This window comes from Mycolicibacterium arcueilense (assembly GCF_058536225.1).
In genome coordinates this window covers 955699-981985 of the sequence record NZ_JBZTYL010000007.1, presented here as the reverse complement: position 1 = coordinate 981985, position 26287 = coordinate 955699, and the positions used below count along the sequence as shown (strand labels likewise).

The window sequence follows — 26287 nt, the reverse complement described above, 5'->3', positions numbered from 1 at the left end:
GCACGGATGTACTCAGCCCTGGCGGGCAAACACGCTCTGCCGAATGTGCGCAGCAAGCATTTCCGGTGCACTGACCTGTGGGAAGTGTTTGCACATCAGCGGACTGATTGGACACCCCGCCTTGACCGCGAGCACCACGTTGTCGAGAAACGTGACGGCCGGAGTGAGGCCCCCAATGGTCCACGTGATCGGCTTGCCGACGAGGTCCTCCGGTGAGTGCGATGGCAATAATCCCGGCGCCAGGTATCGCCGGACCCACGTCACGTAGTTCTGCGCCAGCCGCGCGTGATACTCATCGCCCAGCGCTTCCCATGCCGCGACGTCGTCGTTCATCATGTTGGCGAACAGGAACTGACAGCGCTCGACGACGGCGGCATCGTCAAGTGTCAAAAGATCCGCCAAAAGTGCGGCTGCCCCGGCCATTGCCACTTCATGGACCACGACGTTCCTGACGAGGTCACCGTGGCCGACCACCAAGTCGAGCACCGCAACGCCGCCGGAGCTGCAGCCGAAAAAGGTAGCGGGATGAGTCCCCAAAGAGTTGACGAGACAAGCGATCTGGTCACCAAGTTTCGATACCGACACATCGTCGGCAGTCTGGACGCGACTCCGCGAGAATCCCGGCATGTCGAACGTGAGCACGGTGAACTCGTTGGCGAGTTGGGCCGCCACCCGGTCGAACGACGCGCAGTCACCTTCACCGGAAGGCACCAGCACGACCGGTGGCCCGTCGCCGCGCATCTCGCAGTACCAGTCAATGCCATCGACCTTTTGCTGGAAACACCGCACTGTCATCACACTCACCCCGCTTGACCACAGGGAACCGGTCATTTGAGTCATACCACTCGCGCCCGCAATTGGTGCAAAAGTTCGCTGATTCAATGCCGCGCAGCGAAACCACCACGCGTCACGGCTCGTCGGAAACCACTTCCCGCAGGAACTCCCCGCCGTGGATCGCGGCCAGCAGTGAGTTCTCCGAGGTGCGGTTGGCGGTGAAGAGCAGCTCGTCGCCGGCCTCGAACACATCGTCGAGCTTGGGCAACCGGACCTTGTTTCCGCGGACGATGGTGACCAGCGCGGTATCGACGGGCAGGTCCAACCGGTCCACCCGTTGACCGACCACCGGGTTGTCTTCCGGCAGCGTGAGTTTGGTCAGCTCAACGCGGCCGCCGCGCAACGTCATCAGCCTCACGAGATGCCCGACGTCGATGGCTCCCTCGATGCCGGCGACCAACGATCCCGGCGTCGACACCGCGACATCGATGCCCCAGTCCTGACCGAACAGCCACTGGTTGCGGATGTCATTGATCCGGGCCACCACCCGCGGCACCCCGAACTCGGACTTGGCCAGCAACCCCACCACGAGATTGGACTTGTCGTCACCGGTCGCAGCGATCAGCACGTCGGCGGTTTCGATCCCGGCACCCTCCATGGCCGAGAGCTCGCACGCATCGGCCAACAACCAATCCGCGCCCGGCACCGTGTGCGGTTCGTAGCGCCGGTACAGCTGCTCGATCAGCAGCACCTTGTGGCCGTTGTCGAGCAATTCACGGGCCACGGAACGGCCCACATTGCCCGCGCCGGCAACCACGACTCGCATCTTCCGTTCGCCCACTCGGCCATTTTCCCCTATCAGCACGGCGCACTTGCGACCCTTCTGCCTGATTAACTAATTCCCGATGAGCCTGAACCAGCTGTACCTGACCTTGCTGACCGGCGGCATCGTGCTGTTGGCGAGCATCATCGGCACGCGCGTGGCGACCCGCATCGGCTTCCCCAGCCTGCTGTTTTTCCTGGCAGTCGGCATGGTGCTGGGCGTCGACGGGATCGGGCTCGACTTCCACAACGTCGAGCTGGCCCGCAACGTGTGCACCACGGCGTTGGCGATCGTGCTCGTCGAAGGCGGCTTGACCACCCGGTTCTCCGATATCCGAGGGGTACTGGCGCCCGCGGGCGTGCTGGCGACCCTCGGCGTGCTGATCAGCACCGCCATCACCGCCGTCGGCGCGCACCTGCTGCTGGGCGTGGACTGGCAACTCGCGCTGCTGCTCGGGGCGATCGTGTCCTCCACGGATGCGGCCGCGGTGTTCTCGGTGTTGCGGATCCTGCCGTTGCCCCGACGCCTGGCCGGACTCCTGGAAGCAGAGTCCGGCTTCAACGATGCGCCCGCGGTCATCCTGGTGCTGACGTTCAGCGTGGTGCCGTTCGTGTTCCACCCCGAGGGCGCCATCACCGACCTGCTCTACGAACTCGTCACCGGCTCTCTGCTCGGCTTGGGTGTGGGGTTCGCCGGGGCGTTCGCCTTGCGCCGCATCGCACTGCCGGCCTCGGGGCTCTACCCGATCGCCACGTTCGGGTTGGGCTTCATCGCATTCGCCGCCGCAGGCAGCGCCCATGCGAGCGGCTTCATCGCCGCCTACCTGTCCGCAGTGGTGCTGGCCAACTCCGGCCTGCCACACAAGTCGGCCACCCGATCGTTCGCCGAGGGAGTCGGCTGGCTGGCCCAGATCGGACTGTTCGTCCTCCTCGGGTTGCTGGTGAACCCGCACGATCTGGCCGGCGACATCATCCCCGCGATCGTCATCGGGCTGGTGCTGTTGCTCATCGCGCGGCCGGTGTCGGTGATCCTGTCACTGGCCGGATTCCGTATCCCGTTGCGCGAACAGCTCTTCCTGTCCTGGGCGGGCTTACGCGGTGCGGTGCCGATCGTGCTGGCCACGTTTCCGATCGTCGCGGGCGTGCCCGACAGCTACCGACTGCTCAACATCGTGTTCGTGCTCGTGGTGATCTTCACCCTGATACAGGCGCCCAGCATCCGATTCGTGGCCAACGCGCTCGGGCTGATCACCCGCGACGTCACCCGCGAGATCCAAGTCGAAGCCGCACCGCTGGACGTGCTCGACGCCGAGCTGTTGACCATGACAGTGCAGCCCCATTCCCGGCTGCACAACGTCACCATCCTGGAACTGCGGCTGCCCGACCCGGCAGTCATCACGCTGATCATCCGCGACGGCCGTACCTTCGTTCCGCTGCCGGACACCCGCATCGCCGTCGGCGACGAACTGCTCATCGTCACCACGAGCAAGACACGGACGGCCGCCGAGGCCCGGCTGCGTGCAGTGAGCCGGCGCGGCAAGCTCGCCTACTGGTTCGACGAATACGGGCTTGAGGACTGACGTCCGATCAGGCGGGACCGGATACGCATTGTCGCCACGTGGCCGGCCCGACGACGCCGTCGACGTCGATGGCGCGGCTCTTCTGGAACTTGCGCACCGCCGCGTCCGTGATCGGGCCGAAGTCGCCGTCGACATCGATGGGGGTGGCTTGACTCAGGTTCACCCTTACCTGCACGGCCTTGACGGCCTCACCGGTGCTACCCGGGCGGACCGTGATGAACAGCCGAGTCCAGGTAACCGGTCCCACGATGCCGTCGACCTTGACGCCCTGACTGCCTTGGAATACCCGCACCGCCGCATCGGTGAGCGGGCCGAAGTCGCCGTCGACTTTCAGACCGAAACCCCTCGCGCGCAACAGATGCTGCAAGATCTTGACGAAGGCACTGTCGGTACCCAAGCGCAGTTCGATCATCGTGTCCTGTTGCGCGGGGTCGTCGGTGAGTGGGTTGAGCAACTCGGCTCGCCCGTCGAAGGCGAACAGCAGCAAGTCCGTCATGCGGAAGGTGAGCCGATCGGGCCCCAGGTTGGGACGCCAATGTGGTTCACGCACAATGGAATACTTGCTTCCTTCCATCGCCCGGTGGAACACCTCGGCCACAATGCGGCCACCTACGCCGGTGAGCCGCCCTCCACCGAACACCTCGGCTTCCCGCAGGATGTAGAACCACAATGGGGTGTTGGCGACGAGTTCGTTGCCCAACGCGGCAGAAAGACCGTTCAACTGAGCACCCCCGTTGCCCTTGAGGATCTGCTCGGCGTTGAGCGCGGTGACGTTGGCCAGTGCTGCCATCTGCTGGCCGCTGGCGAGCTTGACCATGTTGGCCCGCATGAGGTTCCGGAACGCCAGGTTGGCTTGAAGCGGCGGTACCGGGACATTGGGGTCGCCGCCGAATGAGCCCGGCGGGAGGGTCGCGAGCGGATCGGTCAGTCTGGTGTCGATCCTGAGCGCCCGGTTGAACTTGGCCTTCGGTACCACCAAGTCTGGACGTCCCGCCTCCGCGAAGTCGTACAACCGGCGGAAGTCGGCGATCCACGTGGACGGCAAGGGACTGTTGCCCGATAGTCCACCGCTGGTTCCCGAGAACGCGAACAGCGCCGACAGAGTTCCCTGCCCGTTGTCGAATATCTTGTTCCAGTTGTAGGCCGAGCGAACCATACTGTGGCCCATGCGAAATGCCGCGACGGAGAACTCGATCGGCATGGTGGGGCTATCGCCTGGAATCGGTGATTTCTCGAAGAGCTTGCGACCGTGGGTGAAGACGTCGTGCACGATGCCGGGGTCGACGATTTTCGGTAGATAATCGTGTAGCAACATCCACTGGTAATGCTTGACGACGAGCGCGCGCGCCGTCTCGAACACTGCCGGAGCGGGAACCGGGCCGAGGGTGTCGAGCACCCGGTTGTGGAACCTGATGAAGGCAAGGTGGGTCTGGGCCACCACCAGGTTCTCATCGTTGCGATGGTCAGGTATCACCGCCGTCTTCCGCGCTGGGTCGCGCGGCAGGTCGAAGCCGTCGAACCCAGGCAGGATCGGGCCCTGCCCGATGGTGCTGCCCATCTTCAGGTGCAGCCCGTCGGTGTAGAACTGCGGGTCTTTGACCGGACCGCGCTCGTAGAGCGAATCGAGATCGAGTGTGGGCGAACGGCCCTGGACAAGCTCGTCGACCGTGAGGTCCGATCCGAGCGGAGCGACAGTGTCATCCCTCGTCAGGTCGTGATCGGCGAACTGACCCAGATACGTGTATCCGGCCGGAATCTCACCGTCCTGATCCGACGGCGGTTCGGTCATCGCCTTGGCCAATTCAGTGATCAACCCGACGCTGGCCGGCGTGCCTTTCGGCCCGATGCGCGAGAAGCGGAACTTGCCGAGCAAAGCTGTATCGGATATCCGTGTCACCGCCTCCGCCGCCAGGGTGCGGGTTTCGTCAGCCGTTTCCAGCGTCACCAAACCCTCACCGACGATGTAGAAGCTGTCTCGACCGTGACGCGTCATGATGCCCCCCCGCAATGCGATGACTGTTGGTGATCGCCAGTCAACTCCGGGCACCGCGGCGTTGGCGTGAGTAGTGCGCTACCCGAATTCAGCCCACGCCGGCCGTCCGCCGCCCCAATCCACTTCGCTGTGGCGTCGAGCACATCCACGCTTCTCGATTTGAAACACAACCCTCCCCCAAGGGTAGAGTTCGGCTACGACGCCGAACGTGGCGGCCGCACGTCCGCGCCTGCAGGCCCTGCGACCGTAATCGATTGCATGTTCCGGCAATAGCTTTCACGCAACGACGCGTGTCTCGACTGTGCCCACATCCGCCCTCCGTGTTGGACCGAGGGCACTGAAACGGAGTTGTGTTGAAACGATCGACCGATGCGGTGACGCCGCACGAACAGCAGTCGGTGCTCACTGCGCTCCGTTCGCCGCGCCGGTTGCGCACCGAGGTCCTCGCCGGCCTCGTGGTGGCGTTGGCCCTGATCCCCGAGGCGATCTCGTTCTCGATCATCGCCGGGGTGGATCCGCGGATCGGACTGTTCGCCTCGTTCACGATGGCGGTGACCATTGCGATCGTCGGTGGCCGGCCGGCGATGATCTCGGCGGCGACGGGTGCCGTCGCCCTGGTGGTGGCCCCGCTGGTGCGCAGTCACGGCCTGGACTACCTGATCGCCACGGTCATCCTCGCCGGAGTGCTGCAGCTGATTCTCGGTGGTCTGGGGGTCGCGAAGCTGATGCGGTTCGTGCCGCGCAGCGTGATGGTCGGCTTCGTGAACGCGTTGGCGATCCTGATCTTCCTGGCCCAGTTGCCGCATCTGCTCGGGGTGCCGTGGCTGGTCTACCCGATGGTCGCGGTCGCCATCGCCGTCATCGTGGCGCTACCGAAACTGAGCACCGCGATCCCCGCACCGCTGGTGGCCATCGTGGTGCTCACCGCCGCCACCGTCGGATTCGGCTGGTCGATTCCCAACGTCGGTGACGAGGGGCAGTTGCCGTCGAGTCTGCCGTCTCTGCTGATTCCCAACGTGCCCTTCACCCTGCACACGCTCGGAGTCATCGCGCCCTATGCACTCGCCATGGCGGTCGTGGGCCTGCTGGAATCGCTGATGACGGCCAAGCTGGTCGACGACGTCACCGACACCCACTCCGACAAGTCCCGCGAGGCGCTGGGCCAGGGCGTGGCGAACATCGTCACCGGATTCTTCGGCGGCATGGGCGGCTGCGCCATGATCGGGCAGACCATGATCAACGTGAAGGCATGCGGCGCCCGGACTCGGATCTCGACGTTCCTGGCCGGCGCGTTCCTGCTCGGTCTGGTCGTCGGCCTCGGCGATGTCGTGGCCCAAATCCCCATGGCCGCACTGGTCGCCGTGATGATCATGGTGTCTGTCGGGACCTTCGATTGGCACAGCATCAACCCGAAAACGTTGCGGCGCATGCCCAAGAGCGAAACCGCCGTCATGCTGGCCACGGTCGCGGTCACGGTGGCGACCAGCAACCTGGCCTACGGCGTCGCTGTCGGCACCCTGACGGCTATGGTGCTGTTCGCCCGCCGGGTCGCCCATTTCACCGAGGTGGTGGATGTCGACCATCCCGACGAGGACACCCGGGTGTATGCGGTCCGCGGCGAGTTGTTCTTCGCCTCCAGCAATGACCTGGTCTACCAGTTCGATTACGCCGGCGACCCCGACAACGTGGTCATCGACATGAGCCAGGCTCACATCTGGGATGCGTCCACCGTGTCCACTCTGGACGCCATCACCACCAAATACGCCGCCAAGGGCAAGACCGCCACCATCGTGGGCATGAACGAAAACAGCGCAGAACGGCACGCGCGACTCAGCGGCCATGCCACCGCGGCGCACTGACCGTCACAGGGGGAAGCGTTGAGCAGCCAGGATCACCTACAGATCGGCGAGGTCGCCGCACGAACCGAGTTGTCCATCAAGACAATCCGGCACTACGACGAGGTCGGCCTGGTTGTCCCCTCGGCACGGTCCGCCGGCGGCTTCCGCCTCTACACGGCCGACGACGTCGACCGACTGCTGGCGATCCGTCGCATGAAACCGTTGGGCTTCACCCTCGATGAAATGCGAGAACTGCTCGACACCCTCGATACCCTCAACTCCCCCACCTCGACCGCCGCGCAGCGCGCCGCGGCGACAACCTATCTGGCCGAATGCCATACCCGAGCCCAGGAAGCCTGCGCCAAACTCACCCGGCAACTGGCATACGCACAGGAACTGACCGAGCAACTGGCGCACTACCGCTGAGCCGTTTGATCTGCGGGCAGGCGGGTATACCGCGCGCATGCCGATGTCGAGCCCTTTTGCGGTCCTGTTCGACGTTGACGGGACGCTCGTCGACACGAACTACCTGCACGTGCACGCCTGGGCGCGCGCGTTCCGCGAGGAGAACATCGACGTGGAGTCCTGGCGGATCCACCGCAGCATCGGCATGGATGGCGACAGCCTGGTGGCAAACCTGTCCGGGGATGCGAGTGACGCTGTGCAGCAACGCCTCAAGGACAGGCACGGCAGCCTCTACAAAGACAGCACGGACCTGATCGTCCGGCTTCCCGGAGCCCGCGAATTGCTCCACCATCTCGCAGAGCGAGGGGTGCGGGTCGTGCTCGCCAGCTCCGCGCCGGAAGACGAACTCGCGATCACCCGAAAGATTCTCGACAGCGACGACGCCATCGCGGCAGCGACGTCATCGAAAGATGTCGACACGGCCAAGCCCGACCCGGACATCGTCGAGGTGGCGTTGAAGCGCGCCGGCGTGTCCGCCGAGCAGGCGGTCTTTGTCGGCGACGCAGTGTGGGACGGCGAAGCCGCCACCCGCACCGGCGTACCGTTCGTCGGCGTACGGTGCGGCGGAGTCGCCGACTCTGAGCTCGAAAAAGCAGGTGCACAAGCGGTTTTCGATGATCACCATGACCTGCTCCAGAATCTGGACTCCACCGCCATCGGCGCCCAGATCCGCGAGGCGGAGAGCCCGACACGTTGAACCGGGCGGGCGCGTCGACTTGACGCCGAAGGTCGAACGCGTGTTCTAATGTCTGCGACCGCCAGCCCGCTCTTGCAGACGATGTTGAGAAGGAGTCCGCCGTGACGATGACTGTAGACACTCAGGCGCCAGAAACGTTGACCACCGACTCCGACACCCCTGCTGACTTGACCACCGCGCCCGCGTCCGACGGCGCTGAAACTTCCGTTGACGAGAAGCCTCGGAAGGCCCCGGCCAAGAAGGCGCCGGCCAAGAAAGCCAAGACCATCGAGCTGACGCTCACCGTCACCGGCACCGCCCACGGTGAATGGCACGCCGAACTCAAGCAGGGCACCACCTACCTGGCGCGCAACGTCGCGGTCGCTGCTGCTGCCGTCTCGCGCGCGGCCAAGGAGCTGCACGAGGACCTCTCCACGCCCATCGACGAGGTGATCGAGGAGGCCCGATCACAGCAGGCCGCCAAGGTCGCCGCACTCGAAGCCGAACTCGAAGCTGCGCGAAAGGTCTTGTCCGACTTGGAGTGAGCACCCTGTCCAGTCTGGCGATTTTGCATCCTGTCGGCGTTTCGTACCACCGAGACGGCGTTCAATCGCAGCAGACTCGTCCACGTCAAGGCCTACATCCGGGTGTCGTGGCGTTTCGTCGCTACAACTACCGCGAATCGCAAGGCCAACGGGAGATCAATATGACTGGCGCCAAAGGCATTCCATCGGTTCCGCAGGTCTACCCGAACGGCACCTGCTACTGCGGATGCGGCGAAACTCCGAAGCACGGCCGAAGCATCGCCTGCCCTACCGTCTAGTGGCCAGTGACAGTGAGATAGACACGGGCTTCGCCTGGCTGCGACTGTCCCGAAATGACAGTGAGGTTGTCGATAGCGGCGAGTTGGGTTCCACCAATCTGCAGATTCGACAACGTTGCACATGCCATGCCATCCGACAGAGTCGACACCTGGAGTCCTTGGCATGTCGTCGGCCTCATTTTCAATCGCAGCCCGTCGACTTCGACTGGAGATATTGGCAGCGGAGAGGTGAACAATCCTTTATAGCTCGCACTTCCCGAACCGGGCGGTGGCATTTCAATCATCGATACCAGCGAATAGTTATCAGGAACGCCAATCCCCATTTTCTGCAATTGGCTTCGAGTTTGGGGCTCGTCAAGGGACTGCTTCTCGAATTTGACCTCATCTGAACAGCCCACCAGAAACAGCATTGCTATCGTCAAGATTGATGGCATTGTCCGCATCGTCAACGTAAGTACCTCGACTCTTAGCCTAGCCGTAGTTAGGGTATGTCCGAATAGTGCTCGTACCAGTGGCGTCGAACCCTCGTGCCCATCCGATATCGCGCAACGTCGCCAGGCTGTCGATCGCTTCGGTCTTCATGCCATCCATGACGCCACCCCCGCTACTGCGTGGATGAGCGTAGTCGATGTAATCGTAAATGTAGTAGCGCTGATGCACGACCGGATCCTGTCCCGGCCCAGCCTCGACCTGGGTAACGACTTGAACTGAGTAGCGGCCCAGTGCGTAAACATTGTCGGGCTCGCTGGTCCCTACGACAGTCCAACCCGATGCCGCCCCCTCTTGTGCTGGAGATCCACCGAGCACCTCGGTGTACACGGATTGGCCTGACAGGGCAGCGTTTGCAAGAGCGGTCGTCCGGGCAGACTCGAGAACATCCGGTAGCGCCGGGGCCCCCTCGTAGCCGCTAGTCAGGTCCTTAGCGAATGCATCCGTTTGCGCCGTGCTGAACCGAAGCGGTTTGGCCATCGAAGGATCTCGCCCACCCGACTCGTTCGCGAGGAAATGATCGATCACGTCAGCCCCAGTAGCCCAACCGCGCAGGCGCAGCCAAGCAACTGCCCGACTATCCGGCTCTGGCGTGTCTCTGGTGGAGCGGCTAGTGCCTGAGCCTCCGACGGACCGACGGCTCTCGTAGCAGGTAGCCCGGCCTTCCAGCAAAACGCAAAAACCCGCCCCGACCGAAGTCAGAGCGGGTTTTCAAACGTGGAGCTAAGGGGATTCGAACCCCTGACCCCCACACTGCCAGTGTGGTGCGCTACCAACTGCGCCATAGCCCCGTTTGTGGTGCCCCACGAAGTTACACCACGGCTACCCCAGGTTCAAAATCGCTGGTCAGGGAACCTCTCCACCGGCCTCCGGCCCCAGCGCGCGGGCCGGAGTGTGCTCGGCAGACGGCCTTCCGCGGGTCTCCGGAGCGAAGACCCAGCCCAGCGCAGCCACCAGGAGAATCACCCCGCTGATCACGAAGGCCCACGAGAACGACAGGTACTGCGCGATCAGCCCGACCAGCAGCGAGCCGCCGACCGATCCGACGTCGGCCATCATCTGGAATGTCGCCACCGCGGTGCCGCCGCGGGCCTTGTTTCCGATGATGTCGGCCACCGCGGCCTGCTGTGGCGCGGTGAAGATGCCGGTCGAGAAGCCCGCGATGTAGGCGCTCACCAGAAACAGCGTCAGCCCGTCGGTGAACCCGACCATCACGGTCGAGATCCCGGCCGCGGTGAGCCCCACGATCAGCAGCAGGCGTCGCCCCACCCGGTCGGAGAGGTAACCGCTGGGGATCACCGCCGACACGTTGCCGACGGCGAAGGTGGCCAGCGCCAGGCCTGCCATCCCGGGCCCGCGGTGCAGTACGTCGACGATGAACAACGGCACCAAGGCAATTCGGAGCCCGAAGGCCGACCACCCGGTGGCGAAATTCGACAACAGCGCGGCCCGGTAGGCGCGGTTGCGCAGCGCCGTGCGCACGGTCACCTTCGGACCTTCGTCGGGTGCGGGCGCGGCCAGCGACGAGTGCCGCAGGCTGATGAACACCACCGCGGCCGCCACCAGCAGGGCGGCACCGTAGATCACGAACGGCGCGTTCAGGCCGAGCCCCGCGGTGAGGCTGCCGAGTACCGGCCCGCCGACCGAGCCGACCAGAAACGCCGAGGAGAACATGCCGGCCACGCGACCGCGGGCATCCTCGGGGCTCACCCGGATCATCAGGCCCAGCGCCGAGACGAAGAACATGGTCGAGCCGACACCGCCCAGGGACCGGAACAGCAGCAGCTGCCAATACGTCTGCGCGAACGCGCAGGCACCCGTGGTGACGGCGACGATCAGCAGCCCCCACACGTAGATCCGGCGCTCCCCCAGCCGCTGGATCAGGACCCCGGTGGCCGGGGCGAAACACAGCCTCATCAGGGCGAACGCGGTGATGACGAAGGTCGCGGCGCTGATGCTGACCCCGAAGTGGCGGGCGTAGGCCGGCAGCACCGGCGCCACCACGCCGTAACCGAGCGCGATGACGGCGTTGGCGACGATCAGGACCCAGACTTCACCGGGCAGCTTCGCCTTGGTGTCGGGCTGACAGTCGCCCTCCGTAACGCTCACCCAATGACTGTATTAACCACATCCTTGGCGGCCTCCTGCACCTCCGCCAGATGGTCAGGACCGAGGAAGGACTCGGCGTAGATCTTGTAGACGTCCTCGGTGCCCGACGGCCGGGCGGCGAACCAGGCGTTCTCCGTCGTGACCTTCAGCCCGCCCAGCGCCGCCCCGTTGCCCGGCGCGGCGGTCAGCTTCGCGGTGATGGGTTCACCGGCCAGTTCGGTGGCGCTGACCTGCTCGGGTGAGAGCTTGGCCAACCGTGCCTTCTGGTCCCGGTCAGCCGGCGCATCGATGCGTGCATAGGTGGGCGACCCGTAACGTTCGGCCAGTTCGGCATACCGCTGCGACGGCGTCGACCCGGTGACCGCCAGGATCTCCGAGGCCAGCAGCGCCAGGATGATGCCGTCCTTGTCGGTGGTCCAGGTCGACCCGTCCATGCGCAGGAACGAGGCCCCCGCGCTCTCCTCGCCGCCGAACCCGATACCGCCGCCGATCAGCCCGTCGACGAACCACTTGAACCCGACCGGCACCTCGACCAGCTTGCGGTCCAGGCCGGCCACCACCCGGTCGATGATCGAACTGCTCACCGCGGTCTTGCCCACCGCGGTGGCCCCCGGCCAGTTGGGCCGGTGGGTGTAGAGGTAGTCGATGGCGACGGCCAGATAGTGGTTGGGGTTCATCAGCCCGCCGTCCGGGGTGACGATGCCGTGCCGGTCGGAGTCCGCGTCGTTGCCGGTGGCGATCTGATAGGTGTCGGGGTGGCCGATGACTTTCGAAACAAGCCCAGCCATGGCATTCGGTGAACTGCAATCCATCCGGATCTTGCCGTCGGTATCCAGGGTCATGAACCGCCACGTCGCATCCACCAGCGGGTTCACCACGGTCAGGTCGAGGTTGTACCGCTCGGCGATGGCGCCCCAGTAATCGACGCTGGCACCGCCGAGCGGGTCGGCACCGATGCGGATGCCCTCGGCCCGGATCGCGTGCAGATCCACCACATTGGCCAGATCCGCGACGTAGGCGTCGAGGTAATCGTGACGCTGGGCCATCTGCACCGCCCGCGACAGCGGCATGCGTTTCACGTCCTTGAACCCGTCACGCAGGATCTCGTTGGCGCGCTTGGCAATCCAGCTCGTGGCGTCGGTGTCGGCGGGGCCGCCGTTGGGCGGGTTGTACTTGAAGCCGCCGTCGCGCGGCGGGTTGTGGGATGGGGTGACGACGATGCCGTCGGCCAGGTCGGCGTCGCGGCCCCGGTTGAAGGTCAGGATGGCGTGGCTGACGGCCGGTGTTGGGGTATAGCGATCGGCCGAATCGATCATCGCCACAACGTCATTGGCGGCCAGCACCTCCAGTGCCGAGGCCCAGGCCGGTTCCGACAGCGCGTGGGTATCGCGGCCGAGGAACAACGGGCCGGTGGTGCCCTGCGCGGCGCGGTACTCGACGATCGCCTGTGTGGTGGCCAGGATGTGGCCTTCGTTGAACGCGGTGTCCAGACTGGAGCCGCGATGCCCGGAGGTGCCGAACACCACCTGCTGGGCGATGTCGTCGGGATCGGGCCGCCTGGTGTAGTACGCGGTCACCACCTCGGCGATGTCGATCAGATCCTCGGGTTGAGCCGGTTGCCCGGCGCGGGGATTGGCAGCCATGGTTCCCGATTTCCCTCCGACAACTAGCGTTCGACGGTCACAGCAAGCCTTACACAAGTCGGTTACAAGTGTGGCCCGGCAACGTGTCTGCCGTGAACACTCCGATGCAACCCACACGGCTCGTCAACGTCACCGCGCGGCGTCCCGGCGACCCCGAGCCCGACCTCCTCGGTATCAGCCTTGCGCACCGCGCCATGGTCACCGACGTCGGCCGCGTCGCAACTTTGACCTCGGCTTTCGCGGACGGAGGGATGACGTGCACGCCCCGACGCGCTCGCGCCGTCGCCCGGTATGTGAACCTGCTGTGCGACTCGGTTCATCACCACCACACGACGGAGGACCAGATCCTGTGGCCGATGATCGAAGCCTCCGCCGGCGGGAGCGTCGACCTGACCGAGCTGACCGAGGACCACGCGGCACTCGACCCGCGGTTGGACCGGTTGCGCGCGCTGGCGGCCGGGTTCCGGCTGAATGTCGGCGACAGCGAATCAGCGGCACCGCTGGCCGCCGGCCTCACCGAGCTGCACGGACTGCTGCATGAACACATTGCCGACGAAGAACGGGAGATCTTCCCGGTGATCCGGCAGTACGTGTCTGTCGACGACTGGGCCGCCGTCGAAAAGGCTGCCCAACGGAGCGGGCGGATGTCGTTCGACGGACCACGCACCGTGGCGGTGATGACCGAGCAGGAGCGCGTCGCACTGTCCGAAACCGTTAGTCCGATACTGCTCGCGCTGATCACCGTGTTGTCGGTGCGCCACCGGCGATTCGACCGTCGGGTGTTCGGCTGAGCACCCGGGCGGCGTCCGCCCCGAGACGCTGACGGAGGGCAGCGGCATCGGCGCGATACCGGCGCGCCTGCTCGGCATTGCCGGTCAGTTCGGCGACGGCGGCCAGCGCCTCGTCGACGGGTCCGGTGAGCAGGGTGCCGTTGTCGAGCCCAGCCATCCGCCCGGAGTAGGGCAACAGCTCTTCGGCAGTCGCCTTGGCGACCGCCTCGTCGCCGATGGCCGCCGACGCGTGTGCGCGCAGCGTGGTCATCGCCAGCCAGTAGTAGGACCGCTCCACCGGCTCGCGCTGGGCCCAGACCTGTTGTGCTTCATCGGTTCTTCCCGAGGCCAGCAACGCCAGGACCGCGGCGTCGGTGACCGTCTTCGACACCATGTTGTGAACGGCGAGCAGTTCGTCGGCCAGCGGAGCGAGGTCGTTGCGGAACAGAGCCCCCGTCAACCGTCCGACGAGCGCCATCAACGCGCCGTTGGGCGCGCCGTGTTCGGACAGTTGAGCGGCCGCCGCAGCGTATCGGCGCTCCCCCTCGTCGGGCCGGCCCGCCAGCACCGTCAACTGCGCCTCGAACACGTCGAGCACCCCCAGCAGGTAACCCAACTGGCCGGTACCTGCCCGCGCCACAGCGAGATCGACCCGGTCCAAGGCGGCAGCCAGGTCCGAGCGGCCCGCCGCGGACAGGAACAGCAGCCACTGTGCGACCGCCTCGTAGTCGACCGCACCGCACTCCTGGGCCACTGTGAGCAGTTCGGCGGCCGTCGTTTCCCGTTCGGCGGCAAGATCGGGGCCCAGTGCGGCGAAGGCACGGGCGTTGAGCACCGCGCACAACAACCGGCCGTAGACGTCGGGAGCCTCGGCGTGCGCCGCACGTGCCAACGCCAGTGCCTCCGAACTCGCCTGCAATGCGGCGGGCGTATCCGCACCCTCCAACTCGGCGAACAACGTCGACAGCAGTCGCGCCCGCACGGGTCCTGGATGATCGCGAGCAAGTACCCGACGAAGCGGCACCACGATGTCCTCGTCGGCTGCGTCGGTGGTCCGGAGCCGCCACACCAGCGGGGCATCCCACAGGGTGAGCGCGCCGACCGTCAGCGCGCCGTTGTCCACTGTCAGCGCCAACGTCCGCTTCTGTTCGTCGCGCGCCGAAACGACATCCCCGGCCCGGGCCAAAGCCGCGACCAGTCCACAGCGGGCGAGAACCGCCCGCTCCAGCATGTCCGGCTGCGGGACTGCGGGCCGGACTCCGACGAGATCCAGCATCCGAACGGTCGCCCGCCACTGCCGCACCGATTCCGCCGGTGCGCCGACGGTGTCGGCCTCGCGGGCAGCAGCCATCGCGAAATCAGCTGCTGCACTTGCTGTGTCGGGCGTCGCTGCGGCCACGGCGTGATAGGCGAGTGAGGAGGAGTCCGCTGAACTTCCCGGCCGGCGCAGTAGTCCGAGGGCCGCAGCGTGCAGCCGGGTGCGGCGCAGGATGGACATGTCGTCGTAGATCGTGTCGCGGATCAAGGCGTGGGCGAACCTGGCCCGTCCCGGCGCCGGCTCGTCGAGAAGCCCGGCCAGCACAGCCGGTTCGAGCGCGTCGAGCAGATCCTCTGAGTTGCCTTGCGCGAGATCGCCCAGGAGGTCGAGATCCACGTCGCGGCCGAGCACCGCAGCCTGACGCAGCGCCGTGGCGGTCGGCGCGGGCAGCCGGGCAAGTCTGCGCCGCAACACATCACGCACCCCGACCGGCACGCCGCCCTTGCCGGCTTCCACGCCCTCGGCAACCATCAACCGGGCCAGTTCCCGGATGAACAGCGGATTGCCGCCGGTCCGCTCCCGCAGGAGTCGCAGCGTCTCGCCGGATAGCGCCGAAAGGCCGTACTCGGCAGCCAGTTCCGCGGTGGCCGGCTCGTCGAGGCCCGCCAGTTCGAGGTGGACGGCGGCGTGGTTGGCCAGCGCCGCGCGGGCCGCCTCCAGCTCCGGCCCCAATTCGGAGGACCGGTAGGTACCGACGATCAGTACGCGATGACCACCGAGTCGATCGGTCACGAAGCGCAGCAATTCCAGCGTCAGGCCATCGGTCCGGTGCAGGTCATCCAGCACCACGACCAGCGGTCGGCGGGCCGATACCTGCCCGAGGAGGCCGGCAAGCGCGTGGGCCACCCAGAACGTGCCGCCGCTGTCGGCGCTCGCCGTCCCGCCGTCGTGCAACAACGGGCCCAACGCCGCGACCTGATCGGGTTCGCACGAGGCCACGAATTCACGGATGACCTCCGTCCACGCCCAACCCGGCGGTGCACCGTCCACCTCCGGGCAGCGTCCCGAGGCCACTGCCCAGCCGGTCGCGCGTAGCCGCTCGGCGGCGGTATCGACAAGTGTGGTCTTGCCGAGGCCCACCTCGCCACAGACCCACAGCACGCGACCGCCTTCGCGCTCAACCGTTTCCGCGGTCCGTGCAATCGCCGCCAGTTCAGCGGTCCGCCCACACGAGGGTGGCGGCTTTCGTCCGACCCGCGGAATCGCGACAGGCCTCTCTGCCAGTGGGATCGGCTCAAGGTGATCGGCCTGCTGCAGGATGTCGCGTTCCAGGTCCCGCAGCGGACGCGCCGGTTCGAGCCCGAGGTCATCGATGAGGTGTTCTCGGGTACGGCGTAAGACGTCCAGCGCCGCCGACTGATGACCGGTGCGGTAGAGCGCGGTCGCGAGCAACCCGGCCGCAACCTCCCGGCCCGGGTGATCGCGGGCGTGGCGCTCCAGAACCCGCACGACCGTGGCATCGCGACCCAGCACCGACTGTGTCTGTGCATACGATTCGGTAGTGGCCAACCGCAATTCGGTCAGTCGGGCCACTTCAGGGGCCGCCCACAACGCGTCGGCCACCTCCGCATAGGGCTCACCCGACCAGCCCTCGAGCGCATCTGCGAGCAGTCGCGCCCGCTCGGCAGGGTCGGCTTCCTTTTCTGCCGCAGAAACTTTCGACTCGAAACACCACACGTCGACGGCCTCGGCCGGCAGCCGCAGACAGTATCCCGGGGCAGCACTGACGATGACGCCGGCCACGGTACGCGGCTCGCGCCACGGCTCGAGCACGCGACGGAGGTGCGAGATGTAGGCCTGTAGCGATGACAACACTTTCGGCGGCGGCTCCCCCTCCCACAGGTCGTCGATGAGCCTGTCGACCGACACCACTTCGCCGTGTGCGGATACCAACCGCGCCAACACCGATCGCTGCCTGCGACCGCCGAGTTCCACGGGCTCGCCGGCCACCCACGCCCGGATCGGCCCCAGCGCAGCCACCCGCACCGCGGAAAGTGCGGAATTATCCGGGGCCGTCATAGTGAGCCGACGATAGCTGTCGGGCTCGCGACCGACATACTTTGCATCATGACCCGTCACGACGGCCGCGAACTCGCCGCAGTTTTCGTCGGCGGCGCGCTGGGCACCCTCGCCCGCGCAGGACTGGCGGTGCTCGCCGCACCCGAACCCGGACATTGGCCGTGGCCGACGTTCATCGTGAACATTCTCGGCGCGTTCCTGCTCGGCTACTTCACCACGCGACTGCTGGAGCGGCTGCCGGTGTCCAGTTACCGCAGGCCGCTGTTGGGTACCGGGGTATGCGGCGGGCTGACCACTTTTTCCACGATGCAGGTCGAGACGGTCACGATGCTCGGACACGGCAACTGGGCGTTGGCCGCGGGATACACCGCTGCCAGCATCGCCGCCGGTCTGCTGGCGGTGGCGATCGCAACCGCGATGGTGCGTCGGGCGGCGGTGCGCCGATGACGACCGTCGTGGTGTGGACCGGCGTGATGCTCCTGGGCGGCGTCGGAGCGGTCTGCCGGTTCCTGCTCGACCGTGCGGTGTCCGCGCGCCACACCCGCGGCTTCCCGTTCGGCACCCTGGCGGTCAACCTCAGCGGCGCCTTTCTGCTCGGCTTCCTCGGCGGACTGGCTCTGGACCGGCACGCCGCACTGCTGGCGGGCACCGCGTTCGTCGGCTCCTACACGACGTTCTCCACCTGGATGCTGGAAACCCAGCGCCTCGGCGAGGAGCGTCGGGTCTGGCCCGCAGTGGGCAACATCGGTATCAGCGTGGCGCTCGGCCTGACCGCGGCATGGCTGGGCATGTCTCTCGGGAGCCATTTGTGACCACCACCGACTACCTCAAGCTGACCGCGTATTTCGCCGAGCGGTCGCGTCACGAACACCGCTTCGTCGCCGACGCGCTCTTGGATCTGTACGGCGGCAGCGACATCGCGATCAGCGTGATGCTGCGCGGGATCTCCAGCTTCGGTCCGCACCATCACCTGCGCACCGACGAGACGTTGACCGCCTCTGAGGATCCGCCGATCGCCATCGCCGCTGTCGATGCCGCCGACAAGATCTCCGCGCTGGCCGAGCAGACCGTCGATCTCATTCCCCGCGGTCTGATCACTCTCGAACGGGCCCAGCTGATCCGTCGCGGGTCGCCCGCGCCGACCGTGACCGATACCTGCAAGCTGACGGTGTACGTCGGCCGTCATCACCGGGTCGGCGGAGCTCCGGCCTACCGTGCGGTGTGCGACCTGCTGCACCGGCGCGGCTTCGCGGGGGCCACCGTGTTCCTCGGAGTCGACGGCACCGCGCATGGTCAGCGTCGACGCGCGGCGTTCTTCGCCCGAAACACCGACGTGCCGCTGATGATCATCGGGCTCGGAACCGGGGCGCAGGTGAACGCCGTACTCGGTGAGCTCACCGAACTTCTGGCGAACGATCCGCTGCTCACCGTCGAGCGGGCGCAACTGTGCAAGCGGGGCGGGCAGTTGCTCACCCGCCCGGCCGAACTTCCTGCCACCGACGCCCAGGGTCGACGGCTGTGGCAGAAGTTGATGGTGCACACCTCGGAGACCGCGCACCACGACGGGGTGCCCATCCACCGGGCGATCGTCCGCAGGCTGATGCAGACCGGTGCCGCCGGCGGCGCCACCGTGCTGCGCGCGGTGTGGGGTTTCAGCGGCGACGACAAGCCGCACGGTGACCGGGTGTTTCAGTTCGGGCGTCAGGTGCCGGTGACGACGATCGTGGTGGACACCCCGGAACGGATCGCCGGGGCCTTCGACATCATCGACGAACTCACCCGCGAGCACGGCGTGATCAGCGCCGAGATGGTGCCCTCGGCGACTGTGGTCGATGCCGGCCGGCGCTTCGGCGGCACCGATCTGGCGCGCTTCAGTTACTAATCCCACAGCAGGCTTGGTAAGGCTAGCCTAGCTTTCCTTCGCCGTGTACCGTGCGACCCCATGCAGTCGACAACACCCGAAGCGGTCAGCGCCGCCCTCACCGAGATCCTCCGCGACGACATGAACGTCGATGTCCGCCGGGTGACCAGGGAATCCCGCCTCGTCGACGACGCCGGCCTGGATTCGGTGGCCTTCGCCGTCGGCATGGTGGCGATCGAGGACAAGCTGGGTGTCGTCCTGTCCGAAGAAGACCTGCTCAGCTGCGACACCGTCGGAGACCTCGAGGCGGCCATCCTGGCGAAAGTGCCTGCCGCGCAGAGCAGCCAGTGAGCGTGCTGGCCACGGCGCTCGCCGCGTCGTTGACCGCGAGCGACGCCGATCTGGTGATGTACGACCAGGAGGCGCGCACCTGGACCCGCCACCCCTGGGCACAGATGTATGCCCGTGCCGAGAACGTCGCCGAGCAGATCGGTCACGACGGTTCGACGGCGGTCGGCGTGGTCGGTGAACCCACCGTCGAAGGCATCGCGACGGTCCTCGGCGCCCTCCTTTCCGGCGCAGCCCTTTCGGTACTGCCCGGCCCCGTCCGAGGCGCAGACTCCGGCCAGTGGGCGCAATCCACTCTCAAGCGGTTCGCCGACATCGGCGTGGGCACCGTATTCAGCCACGGCGACTACCTGAATCTGCTGGAAAAGGCCGAGCCGTCTGTCGCCATCCACGACGACGCCGCGGTGGCACACGATCGACGCTCCACAACGCTGCCGCTGGGAACCGGCCCGTGCGCGGTCCTGCAAGGCACGGCGGGTTCCACCGGCACGCCACGCACCGCTCAGATGGCCCCTTCGGCGGTACTGGCCAATCTGAATGGACTGGCCGAACGGATCAGCCTGTCGTCCAGCGACATCGGCTGCTCCTGGCTGCCGCTGTACCACGACATGGGCCTGACCTTCCTGCTCACCGGGGCGATCCGCGGCATCGAGGTCTGGCAGGCGCCGACCGCGGCGTTCGCGGCCTCACCGTTCAGCTGGGTGCGGTGGCTTACCGAGAGCCGTGCCACGCTGACCGCCGCGCCGAACATGGCCTACGGGCTGATCGGCAAGTACTCCAGGCGGCTGACCGATCTCGACCTGTCGGCCCTGCGGTTCGCGCTCAACGGCGGCGAGCCGGTGGACTGTGAGGCGACGAGCCGGTTCGGCACCGAACTGGCCCGCTTCGGCTTCAACCCCGGGGCCCTGTCCCCGTCCTACGGCATGGCCGAATCATCCTGTGCCGTCACGGTTCCCGTTCCCGGCCGCGGAGTGGTGATCGACGAGATCACCGTCACCACCGATGCCGGTTCCAACCGGCAACAACTCGCGGTCCTCGGTGAGGCGATTGCCGGGATGGAGGTGCGCCTGCGCCCCAGCGAAGACAACGCCGGCATCGTCGACCGCGAGGTGGGCGAGATCGAGATCCGCGGCACCTCGATGATGTCGGGTTACCTCGGCCAGGAACCGCTGCACCCCGGCGACTGGTTCGCCACCGGCGATCTGGGCTACTTCGTCGACGGCGGACTTGTCGTGTGTGGACGCACCAAGGAACTGATCACCGTCGCCGGACGCAACATCTTCCCCACCGAGATCGAACGAGTTGCCGCCCAGGTCAAGGGCGTTCGCGAAGGTGCGGTGGTAGCCGTCGGCGCCGGCGAGAAGGCGGTCCGGTCCGGTCTGGTGATCGCGGCGGAATTCCGCGGCGCCGACGAGGCCGGAGCCCGCAGCCAGGTCATCCAACAGGTGGCCTCCGAATGCGGCATCGTGCCCGCCGACGTGGTGTTCCTGACACCGGGCTCACTCCCCCGCACCTCCTCGGGCAAGCTGCGCCGCCTGGAGGTCAAACGACAATTGGAGACAGCGAAGTCATGACCGCCACCGTGCCCACCCCGTCACCGGCCACCACCTCGCTCGACGAGTACCGCGATCTGCTGGATCGGGTGTTCGACGACCAGGTCAAGGCATGGACCGCCGAAGCTGAAGAGACCGAACGCTTTCCGCGTGCACTCATCGAGCACCTCGGCCGAAATGGGGTGTTCACCGAGAAGTGGGGTGACGGACAGCAGCCCGACGTGGCCAAGCTGATCGAATTGGCCTACGCACTGGGCCGCAACGGTTCCTCGGGCATCGGCGTGGGTGTCAGCCTGCATGATTCGGCCATCGCCCTGCTTCGCCGGTTCGGCAAGTCCGATCACCTCCGCACCATCTGCGAACAAGCCGTCCGCGGCGAGGCCGTGCTGTGCATCGCCGCCTCGGAAGAGTCCGGCGGTTCGGATCTGCAGATCGTGGAGACCGAAGTCCGCACGGCCCGAGACGGTTTCGAGATCAAGGGCATCAAGAAGTTTGTCTCACTGTCACCGGTCGCCGATCACATCATGGTGGTGGCCCGCAACGTCGACCACGACCCGACGAGCAGGCACGGCAACGTCGTCGTCATCGCCGTCCCGACTTCACAGGTCGAGGTGCAGACCCCCTACCGCAAGGTCGGCAACGGCCCCCTGGACACCGCCGCAGTGCACATCGATACCTGGGTGCCGGCCGACCATCTGGTGGCTCGCGCCGGGACCGGGCTCGCCGCGATCTCCTGGGGCCTGGCCCACGAACGGATGTCGATTTCCGGGCAGGTGGCCTCCGGGTCACAACGCATCCTCGGAATCACGTTGGCACGCATGATGAAACGTCGCCAATTCGGTCACACGCTCTTCGAGCACCAGGCGCTTCGGATGCGGATGGCTGACCTGCAGGCGCGGGTCGACATGCTGCGGTACGCCCTGACCGGGGTGGCCACGCAGGGCAAGCTCGACCTCCGCGCCGCCGCGGCCTTCAAGGTGACCGCGGCACGCCTGGGCGAGGAGGTCGCCTCGGAGTGCATGCACATCTTCGGCGGCTCCGGCTACCTCGTCGACGAGACCCCGCTGGGCAAGTGGTGGCGCGACATGAAGCTGGCCCGGGTCGGCGGCGGCACCGATGAGGTGCTGTGGGAGCTGGTGGCCGCGGCCATGAAGCCCGACTACGACGGGTACGCCGAATTCGCCGGAGCCTGAACGAATCCCGCTACCCGGCGGCGCCGAAGGCGTCGTCGGGTGTGCGCGGCAGTGCATAGAGGGCCATGCGGCGGTTCGACATCTCGTGCTCGCCCAGGAATTCACACCCCGCCCACTCGCACAGCCGGCGGGCGCCGGTGTTGCGATGGTCCGGGTCGAACATGATCCGCCGGCAGTCCGGGTCGAGCTCGAACACACTGGCCACGATGCGCGGCAGCAGGATCGGGCCCATGCCGCGGTTGACGAATCTCAGATCGGCGATCGCGGCGTGCATGCCGATGTCGTGCGGGTCGGCGGCATAGCGGGGTGCGATGGAATCCTTGGCCGCCCGGTACAACTCGACGTAGCCGGCAGGCTTTCCGCGGAAGCTCGCGATCAACGGCCGCGAGTACTGCCCGTCCAGCTGGGCCTGCAGGTAGCGCCGCCACCGCTCGGGCGCCCAGTCGTACTCCCAGGCTTCGACCAGATGCGGACGGTTCATCCACTCCGAGATCAACTCGGCGTCAGCATCGGCGTCGGCCGGCCGGATGTCATACGGCTCGGCCAGAACCGGGATGGGCGCCGCGTCGATGGCGCGTACCTCGTCGGTGATGTCGGTCAGCTCGCGTTTGAGCACGGGGGCCCCTGGCAAGTCGGCCACGTCGGTATCGATATCGCTCATTTGAGCGCCGAGCCTACCGTAGCGAGTGAGGGTAGGTTTACCTTCCTCCCGCTGCCCGGTCCGCAGCCGCCGGATCAGGAGAGGAGCTTGGCCAGCACCGTCAGATGACTGAGTTCGACCTCGCGGGTGGCGGTCACCAAGGTGACCGGGCCCTGGCTAACCAGTGCGCGCAGTTCGTCGAAGGCCGCGGCCTCCTCACCGGACTGCAGTTCCTCGGTGTAGCGGGCGACGAAGTCGTCGTAACGCTCGGGTTTGTGGTCGTACCAGTGCCGCAGTTCTGTGGACGGGGCCACCGCGGGCAGCCAATGACCCACCCGCGGATCGGTCTTCTTCATGCCCCGGGGCCACAGCCGGTCGACCAGGACGCGCTTCCCCTCATCGAGTTCGGGCTCTTCATACACGCGGGCCAACCGCACGCGGTTTTTCGCGGCCATGCCGTGCCATGGTAGTAGGCATGAGCGTCGATCGGGTCGCAGATCTACAGCGCTGGCAGGATTCCGGCGCTCACTGGTGCGTACTGACCCGCACTGCGGACAGCCTCACGATCTCCTTGTTGCGCTGCGACGGAGGTGAGGAAGTGGACCGGTTCACCTCCTCCGATCCTCGACTCCTCGCGTTCGTGGGCGCCCGCACCGCGAGCGACGACGACACCTGAGACCGGCAGCGTCACACCGCCGGACCGAAGCGCGCCAACCGGGCCAGATGATCGCGGTCCTCGACACCGAGCTTGGCGAACATGCGGTACAGATGTCCGTCGACGGTGCGCACCGACAGACACAGCCGGCCGGCGATCTGCCGGTTGCTCAGCCCGACACCGACGAGGTCGGCGATCTCCCACTCCCGATGGGTGAGCGGCAGCGGGTCACCGGCGCAGCGCAGCGCCGGGGTGCGCGCGCCGGTCTGGCCGGCCAGCCACAGCGCCCTGGCCGCGGATTCCAATTCACTGCCGCGGCAGCCTGCCTCGGCGTACATCCGGGCGGCGTCGGCGGCAGCGTCGGCGGCGAGCACCAGCGCCCCGAGCGCCTCGAACCGGTCCGCCGCCGCGACGAGCAACGCGGGGTCATGCCGGTTCAGACCGAGACTGTGCGCTCCGACGGCTTCCGCCACCCGAGTACCGCGCCGCTGCACCAGCTGCTGGATCCGCCTGTGGCCTGACGAGTCTCCGAATCTCAGTGCGGTATGCAGGGCCGTGAGCTCGATCGCCTCCATCCCGCTCGCCGAGGCGAGGTCCGCAGCCTGCACCGCATGCGCGACGGCCAGGCCCGTCTCGCCCGTCGCCGCCGCCGCCCACGCCCGGCCCAGCTCCAGGTCAGGCCGGAACACATCGCGTGGCCCGGCCGCGGCGGCCTCGGCACGTGCCAACGCTGCAGCCGCCGCAACGCCGTCGCCACGCATTCCCTCGGCCTGGGCCAGGCAGGCGACAACGACCATGAGCCAGCCCGGCGGCAGGCCCTGCGGCGTGGCCCACACCGCCGCCTGCAACGCATCACAGGCTGAGGCCAGCCGGCCGCGGGCCAGCTCTACCCGCCCATGCAGTGCGGTGCCGATGGCCTCGGCCTGCGGTGAGCCGGCCGCCCGCACGGCGTACGTGTCGCAGATGCCGTGCGCCTTGTCCAGCTCGACATCGCCCAGGGCCGCCGACACCTGCGCGAAGACGAACCAGTACCGCGGCGAGCCCGACACACAGTGATCGGCAGCCAGCTCACCCGCATGCGCCACCGCGACGGCCTCGTCCGACCTGCCGGACAGGGCCAACGCGCTCGAGGTGGCCAGTGCGGCCCATACCGTCGCCGTCGGTGACACCTTCTGGTCCAGTACCGCGGTACCCACCGCGATCGCCTTCTCCAGTTCACCGGTGTGGAAGGCGAAAACCGCCTCCATCGCGGCCACGAGGCTCACCGTCTGTGGGCAGTGCAGTTGCTCGCGGAGCATGGAGAGCACCGCATGCGCCGCGTCCGGCTGGGCGCATCCGAAGAACAGATTCGATGCCCGCAGACAACCCCACCGGGCCAGTATCGCCTCGTCGTCGGGATCCGGCACCCACCGGGCCAACAGTTGCTCGGCCTGCTCGCCCCGGCCCTGCCAACTCATGGCATCGGCCAGCACGATCACCGCGGACATCCCGGCACCGTGATCGACCGCGTACCGCGCAAGCTCTTCTCCGAGAGACAGATTGGACATGGTGACCGCGCTGGCCGCGGCATCGGCGATGACGTCCGGATCTGCCGGGACGTCGCCTCCCACCATGAATCGAGCCAGTTGGATACGGCCGCGCACGTCCGGCACCGCTGCGTTGCCCGGTGATTGAAGGTGTGTCGCCAGCAGCGACGCCAACTGCGTGTTGATCTGCCGGCTTCGGGTTTTCGAGCATCGGTCGCGCGCAACCTCACCGATGATCGGATGGCCGGGCTGTACCAGGGTGCAGGCCGCATCGTTGAGTACCTGGATGGCTCCGCGCCGTTCCACGCTGGCGATCGCGTCGAGGTCGCAGACTGCTGCCAGCACATCGAAGTCGAGGACCTCGGCGGTGGACACCATATCGACCACATCCCGCTCGTTCGGAGTGAGCGTGTCGAATCGTGAATTGATCAGGGCGTGCAGGTCTGCACTGGCCCGCAGCGGCCCGCACAGCCGCCACCGGCCCTCATCGCGTACGAACGCCTCATCGCCGAGAGCCGCGTTGACCACGCCCCGCAGGTAGAGCGGGCTGCCGGAGGAGAACCGGTGTAGTTCACCGACCGCGCGCGGGTCGACGTCACCGTGCAGCACCGCTGCCATCAACTCGGCGGTCTGCGCCCGGGTGAAGGGCTCCAGGTCCATCCGGAGCAGCAGCTGTTCCTTCCACAACGCGGTCACCGCATCGGATGTGGGCACCCGGTTCTGGATGGTGACGATCAGTTTCGCCGAGCCGTGCACCGCCAGCTGCTGGACCAGTAGCGCCGACAGCTGATCGAGATGCTGAGCATCGTCGACCACGATGACCAGATCGGGTTCGGCGGCCAGCGCCTCATGTGCCGCGGCGAGCATCACCGTGGGGTCATGCGCGTCCGTCAAAGTGAGTGCGTGCAGAAACGCCCCGAGCGGTACCGCCTGCCCGGTTTCGGTGCCCAGTACAAACCGCACCGGGTGCCCTTCGGCCTCCAGCTGCTCGGCCAACACCCGGGCCAACGCCGACTTGCCCACGCCGGCCCCGCCCGCCAGCACGACACCACAGAAGTCGCCACGCAACGCCTGCGCGGCTTCGCGCAGTTCAGCATCCCGTGCGACAAATGGCCAGTCGGACAAGAACGACCCCCAGATGCTTCGCGTCGTACCCGGCTGACGGTACGCCGGTACCGGAATATGTAACGGC

At 66.7% G+C, this 26287-nt stretch carries 24 protein-coding genes and 1 tRNA gene; 13 read left to right on the top strand and 12 right to left on the bottom strand.

Going from position 1 to position 26287, the window contains the following annotated elements:
• Positions 1–12 precede the first annotated feature (12 nt).
• Entirely contained in the window at positions 13–831 is an 819-nt protein-coding gene (locus tag AC4LGL_RS08955) for an alpha/beta fold hydrolase (RefSeq protein WP_491838394.1), read from the bottom strand.
• Positions 832–907: 76 nt separating this feature from the next.
• Positions 908–1600: a potassium channel family protein gene (locus tag AC4LGL_RS08950; protein ID WP_064961168.1), complete on the bottom strand. Its 693-nt coding sequence runs from the start codon at positions 1598–1600 to the stop codon at positions 908–910.
• Positions 1601–1679: 79 nt separating this feature from the next.
• On the opposite strand from AC4LGL_RS08950, the gene AC4LGL_RS08945 reads away from it, so the two are divergent.
• Positions 1680–3176 carry a potassium/proton antiporter gene (locus AC4LGL_RS08945; RefSeq protein ID WP_491838393.1) on the top strand — a complete coding sequence of 499 codons (1497 nt, stop codon included), beginning with the start codon at positions 1680–1682 and terminating at the stop codon, positions 3174–3176.
• 7 nt (positions 3177–3183) lie between these two features.
• On the opposite strand, the gene AC4LGL_RS08940 is transcribed toward AC4LGL_RS08945, so the two are convergent.
• Positions 3184–5169, bottom strand: a complete 1986-nt coding sequence (locus AC4LGL_RS08940) for a peptidoglycan-binding protein (protein ID WP_491838392.1) — start codon at positions 5167–5169, stop codon at positions 3184–3186.
• A gap of 353 nt (positions 5170–5522) precedes the next feature.
• On the opposite strand from AC4LGL_RS08940, the gene AC4LGL_RS08935 reads away from it, so the two are divergent.
• From AC4LGL_RS08935 to AC4LGL_RS08920, 4 genes are all read left to right on the top strand, one after another.
• The gene (locus AC4LGL_RS08935; RefSeq protein WP_491838391.1) at positions 5523–7028 is read left to right on the top strand and encodes a SulP family inorganic anion transporter; all 1506 of its coding nucleotides are present in this window, start codon (positions 5523–5525) and stop codon (positions 7026–7028) included.
• Positions 7029–7046: 18 nt separating this feature from the next.
• A complete protein-coding gene (locus tag AC4LGL_RS08930; RefSeq protein ID WP_491838390.1) occupies positions 7047–7433 on the top strand; it encodes a MerR family transcriptional regulator in 387 nt (128 codons plus the stop codon).
• Between the two features lie 43 nt (positions 7434–7476).
• The gene (locus tag AC4LGL_RS08925) at positions 7477–8169 is read left to right on the top strand and encodes an HAD family hydrolase (RefSeq protein ID WP_491839309.1); all 693 of its coding nucleotides are present in this window, start codon (positions 7477–7479) and stop codon (positions 8167–8169) included.
• Between the two features lie 101 nt (positions 8170–8270).
• Positions 8271–8693, top strand: a complete 423-nt coding sequence (locus tag AC4LGL_RS08920; protein WP_491838389.1) for a DUF6319 family protein — start codon at positions 8271–8273, stop codon at positions 8691–8693.
• Between the two features lie 274 nt (positions 8694–8967).
• On the opposite strand, the gene AC4LGL_RS08915 is transcribed toward AC4LGL_RS08920, so the two are convergent.
• The 5 genes from AC4LGL_RS08915 to pgm all read right to left on the bottom strand — a co-directional run bounded on the left by AC4LGL_RS08915 (position 8968) and on the right by pgm (position 13212).
• Positions 8968–9405 (bottom strand): hypothetical protein, encoded by a 438-nt coding sequence (locus AC4LGL_RS08915; protein ID WP_491838388.1) that lies wholly within the window; start codon positions 9403–9405, stop codon positions 8968–8970.
• Between the two features lie 37 nt (positions 9406–9442).
• A complete protein-coding gene (locus tag AC4LGL_RS08910; RefSeq protein ID WP_491838387.1) occupies positions 9443–9988 on the bottom strand; it encodes a hypothetical protein in 546 nt (181 codons plus the stop codon).
• Positions 9989–10178: 190 nt separating this feature from the next.
• Positions 10179–10251: transfer RNA gene (locus AC4LGL_RS08905), tRNA-Ala, on the bottom strand.
• Between the two features lie 55 nt (positions 10252–10306).
• On the bottom strand, positions 10307–11569 hold the full coding sequence (locus AC4LGL_RS08900) for an MFS transporter (protein ID WP_491838386.1): 1263 nt from the start codon (positions 11567–11569) through the stop codon (positions 10307–10309).
• Positions 11566–13212 (bottom strand): phosphoglucomutase (alpha-D-glucose-1,6-bisphosphate-dependent), encoded by a 1647-nt coding sequence (gene pgm, locus AC4LGL_RS08895; RefSeq protein WP_491838385.1) that lies wholly within the window; start codon positions 13210–13212, stop codon positions 11566–11568. Before pgm ends, AC4LGL_RS08900 begins: the two co-directional genes overlap by 4 nt.
• A 92-nt stretch (positions 13213–13304) precedes the next feature.
• Between pgm and AC4LGL_RS08890 the strand changes: the two genes are divergently transcribed.
• Entirely contained in the window at positions 13305–14003 is a 699-nt protein-coding gene (locus AC4LGL_RS08890; RefSeq protein WP_491838384.1) for a hemerythrin domain-containing protein, read from the top strand.
• On the opposite strand, the gene AC4LGL_RS08885 is transcribed toward AC4LGL_RS08890, so the two are convergent.
• On the bottom strand, positions 13951–17319 hold the full coding sequence (locus AC4LGL_RS08885; protein ID WP_491838383.1) for an ATP-binding protein: 3369 nt from the start codon (positions 17317–17319) through the stop codon (positions 13951–13953). The genes AC4LGL_RS08890 and AC4LGL_RS08885 overlap by 53 nt on opposite strands.
• Positions 17320–17367: 48 nt before the next feature.
• On the opposite strand from AC4LGL_RS08885, the gene crcB (AC4LGL_RS08880) reads away from it, so the two are divergent.
• The 6 genes from crcB (AC4LGL_RS08880) to mbtN are packed head-to-tail and all read left to right on the top strand — an operon-like array spanning position 17368 to position 22274.
• Positions 17368–17766, top strand: a complete 399-nt coding sequence (crcB, locus tag AC4LGL_RS08880; RefSeq protein ID WP_491838382.1) for a fluoride efflux transporter CrcB — start codon at positions 17368–17370, stop codon at positions 17764–17766.
• Positions 17763–18131, top strand: coding sequence for a fluoride efflux transporter CrcB (gene crcB / locus AC4LGL_RS08875; RefSeq protein WP_055112336.1), 369 nt, complete (start codon positions 17763–17765; stop codon positions 18129–18131). Before crcB (AC4LGL_RS08880) ends, crcB (AC4LGL_RS08875) begins: the two co-directional genes overlap by 4 nt.
• A complete protein-coding gene (locus AC4LGL_RS08870) occupies positions 18128–19201 on the top strand; it encodes a putative PII-like signaling protein (protein ID WP_491838381.1) in 1074 nt (357 codons plus the stop codon). The genes crcB (AC4LGL_RS08875) and AC4LGL_RS08870 overlap by 4 nt, the downstream gene beginning before the upstream one ends.
• A gap of 60 nt (positions 19202–19261) precedes the next feature.
• On the top strand, positions 19262–19531 hold the full coding sequence (gene mbtL / locus AC4LGL_RS08865) for a mycobactin biosynthesis acyl carrier protein MbtL (RefSeq protein WP_055112333.1): 270 nt from the start codon (positions 19262–19264) through the stop codon (positions 19529–19531).
• 5 nt (positions 19532–19536) lie between these two features.
• Positions 19537–21102, top strand: a complete 1566-nt coding sequence (gene mbtM, locus AC4LGL_RS08860; RefSeq protein ID WP_491839308.1) for a long-chain-fatty acid--ACP ligase MbtM — start codon at positions 19537–19539, stop codon at positions 21100–21102.
• Complete coding sequence (gene mbtN, locus AC4LGL_RS08855; protein WP_491838380.1) at positions 21099–22274, top strand: mycobactin biosynthesis acyl-ACP dehydrogenase MbtN; 1176 nt, start codon at positions 21099–21101, stop codon at positions 22272–22274. The genes mbtM and mbtN overlap by 4 nt, the downstream gene beginning before the upstream one ends.
• A 10-nt stretch (positions 22275–22284) precedes the next feature.
• On the opposite strand, the gene AC4LGL_RS08850 is transcribed toward mbtN, so the two are convergent.
• Complete coding sequence (locus AC4LGL_RS08850; RefSeq protein ID WP_055112327.1) at positions 22285–22935, bottom strand: GNAT family N-acetyltransferase; 651 nt, start codon at positions 22933–22935, stop codon at positions 22285–22287.
• 74 nt (positions 22936–23009) lie between these two features.
• Complete coding sequence (locus AC4LGL_RS08845; RefSeq protein ID WP_491838379.1) at positions 23010–23369, bottom strand: DUF488 domain-containing protein; 360 nt, start codon at positions 23367–23369, stop codon at positions 23010–23012.
• Between the two features lie 20 nt (positions 23370–23389).
• Between AC4LGL_RS08845 and AC4LGL_RS08840 the strand changes: the two genes are divergently transcribed.
• Positions 23390–23590 (top strand): hypothetical protein, encoded by a 201-nt coding sequence (locus AC4LGL_RS08840; protein WP_491838378.1) that lies wholly within the window; start codon positions 23390–23392, stop codon positions 23588–23590.
• A gap of 11 nt (positions 23591–23601) precedes the next feature.
• Here the strand turns inward: AC4LGL_RS08840 and AC4LGL_RS08835 are convergent, their stop codons facing one another.
• Positions 23602–26220, bottom strand: a complete 2619-nt coding sequence (locus tag AC4LGL_RS08835) for a helix-turn-helix transcriptional regulator (protein WP_491838377.1) — start codon at positions 26218–26220, stop codon at positions 23602–23604.
• Positions 26221–26287 lie beyond the last annotated feature (67 nt).

Coding starts and splice junctions, on each gene's coding strand:
- AC4LGL_RS08955 (WP_491838394.1), bottom strand. CDS start 831: ATGACCGGTTCCCTGTGGTCAAGCGGGGTGAGTGTGATGACAGTGCGG.
- AC4LGL_RS08950 (WP_064961168.1), bottom strand. CDS start 1,600: ATGCGAGTCGTGGTTGCCGGCGCGGGCAATGTGGGCCGTTCCGTGGCC.
- AC4LGL_RS08945 (WP_491838393.1), top strand. CDS start 1,680: ATGAGCCTGAACCAGCTGTACCTGACCTTGCTGACCGGCGGCATCGTG.
- AC4LGL_RS08940 (WP_491838392.1), bottom strand. CDS start 5,169: ATGACGCGTCACGGTCGAGACAGCTTCTACATCGTCGGTGAGGGTTTG.
- AC4LGL_RS08925 (WP_491839309.1), top strand. CDS start 7,477: ATGTCGAGCCCTTTTGCGGTCCTGTTCGACGTTGACGGGACGCTCGTC.
- AC4LGL_RS08915 (WP_491838388.1), bottom strand. CDS start 9,405: ATGCCATCAATCTTGACGATAGCAATGCTGTTTCTGGTGGGCTGTTCA.
- pgm (WP_491838385.1), bottom strand. CDS start 13,212: ATGGCTGCCAATCCCCGCGCCGGGCAACCGGCTCAACCCGAGGATCTG.
- AC4LGL_RS08885 (WP_491838383.1), bottom strand. CDS start 17,319: ATGACGGCCCCGGATAATTCCGCACTTTCCGCGGTGCGGGTGGCTGCG.
- crcB (WP_491838382.1), top strand. CDS start 17,368: ATGACCCGTCACGACGGCCGCGAACTCGCCGCAGTTTTCGTCGGCGGC.
- crcB (WP_055112336.1), top strand. CDS start 17,763: ATGACGACCGTCGTGGTGTGGACCGGCGTGATGCTCCTGGGCGGCGTC.
- mbtL (WP_055112333.1), top strand. CDS start 19,262: ATGCAGTCGACAACACCCGAAGCGGTCAGCGCCGCCCTCACCGAGATC.
- mbtN (WP_491838380.1), top strand. CDS start 21,099: ATGACCGCCACCGTGCCCACCCCGTCACCGGCCACCACCTCGCTCGAC.
- AC4LGL_RS08850 (WP_055112327.1), bottom strand. CDS start 22,935: ATGAGCGATATCGATACCGACGTGGCCGACTTGCCAGGGGCCCCCGTG.
- AC4LGL_RS08845 (WP_491838379.1), bottom strand. CDS start 23,369: ATGGCCGCGAAAAACCGCGTGCGGTTGGCCCGCGTGTATGAAGAGCCC.
- AC4LGL_RS08840 (WP_491838378.1), top strand. CDS start 23,390: ATGAGCGTCGATCGGGTCGCAGATCTACAGCGCTGGCAGGATTCCGGC.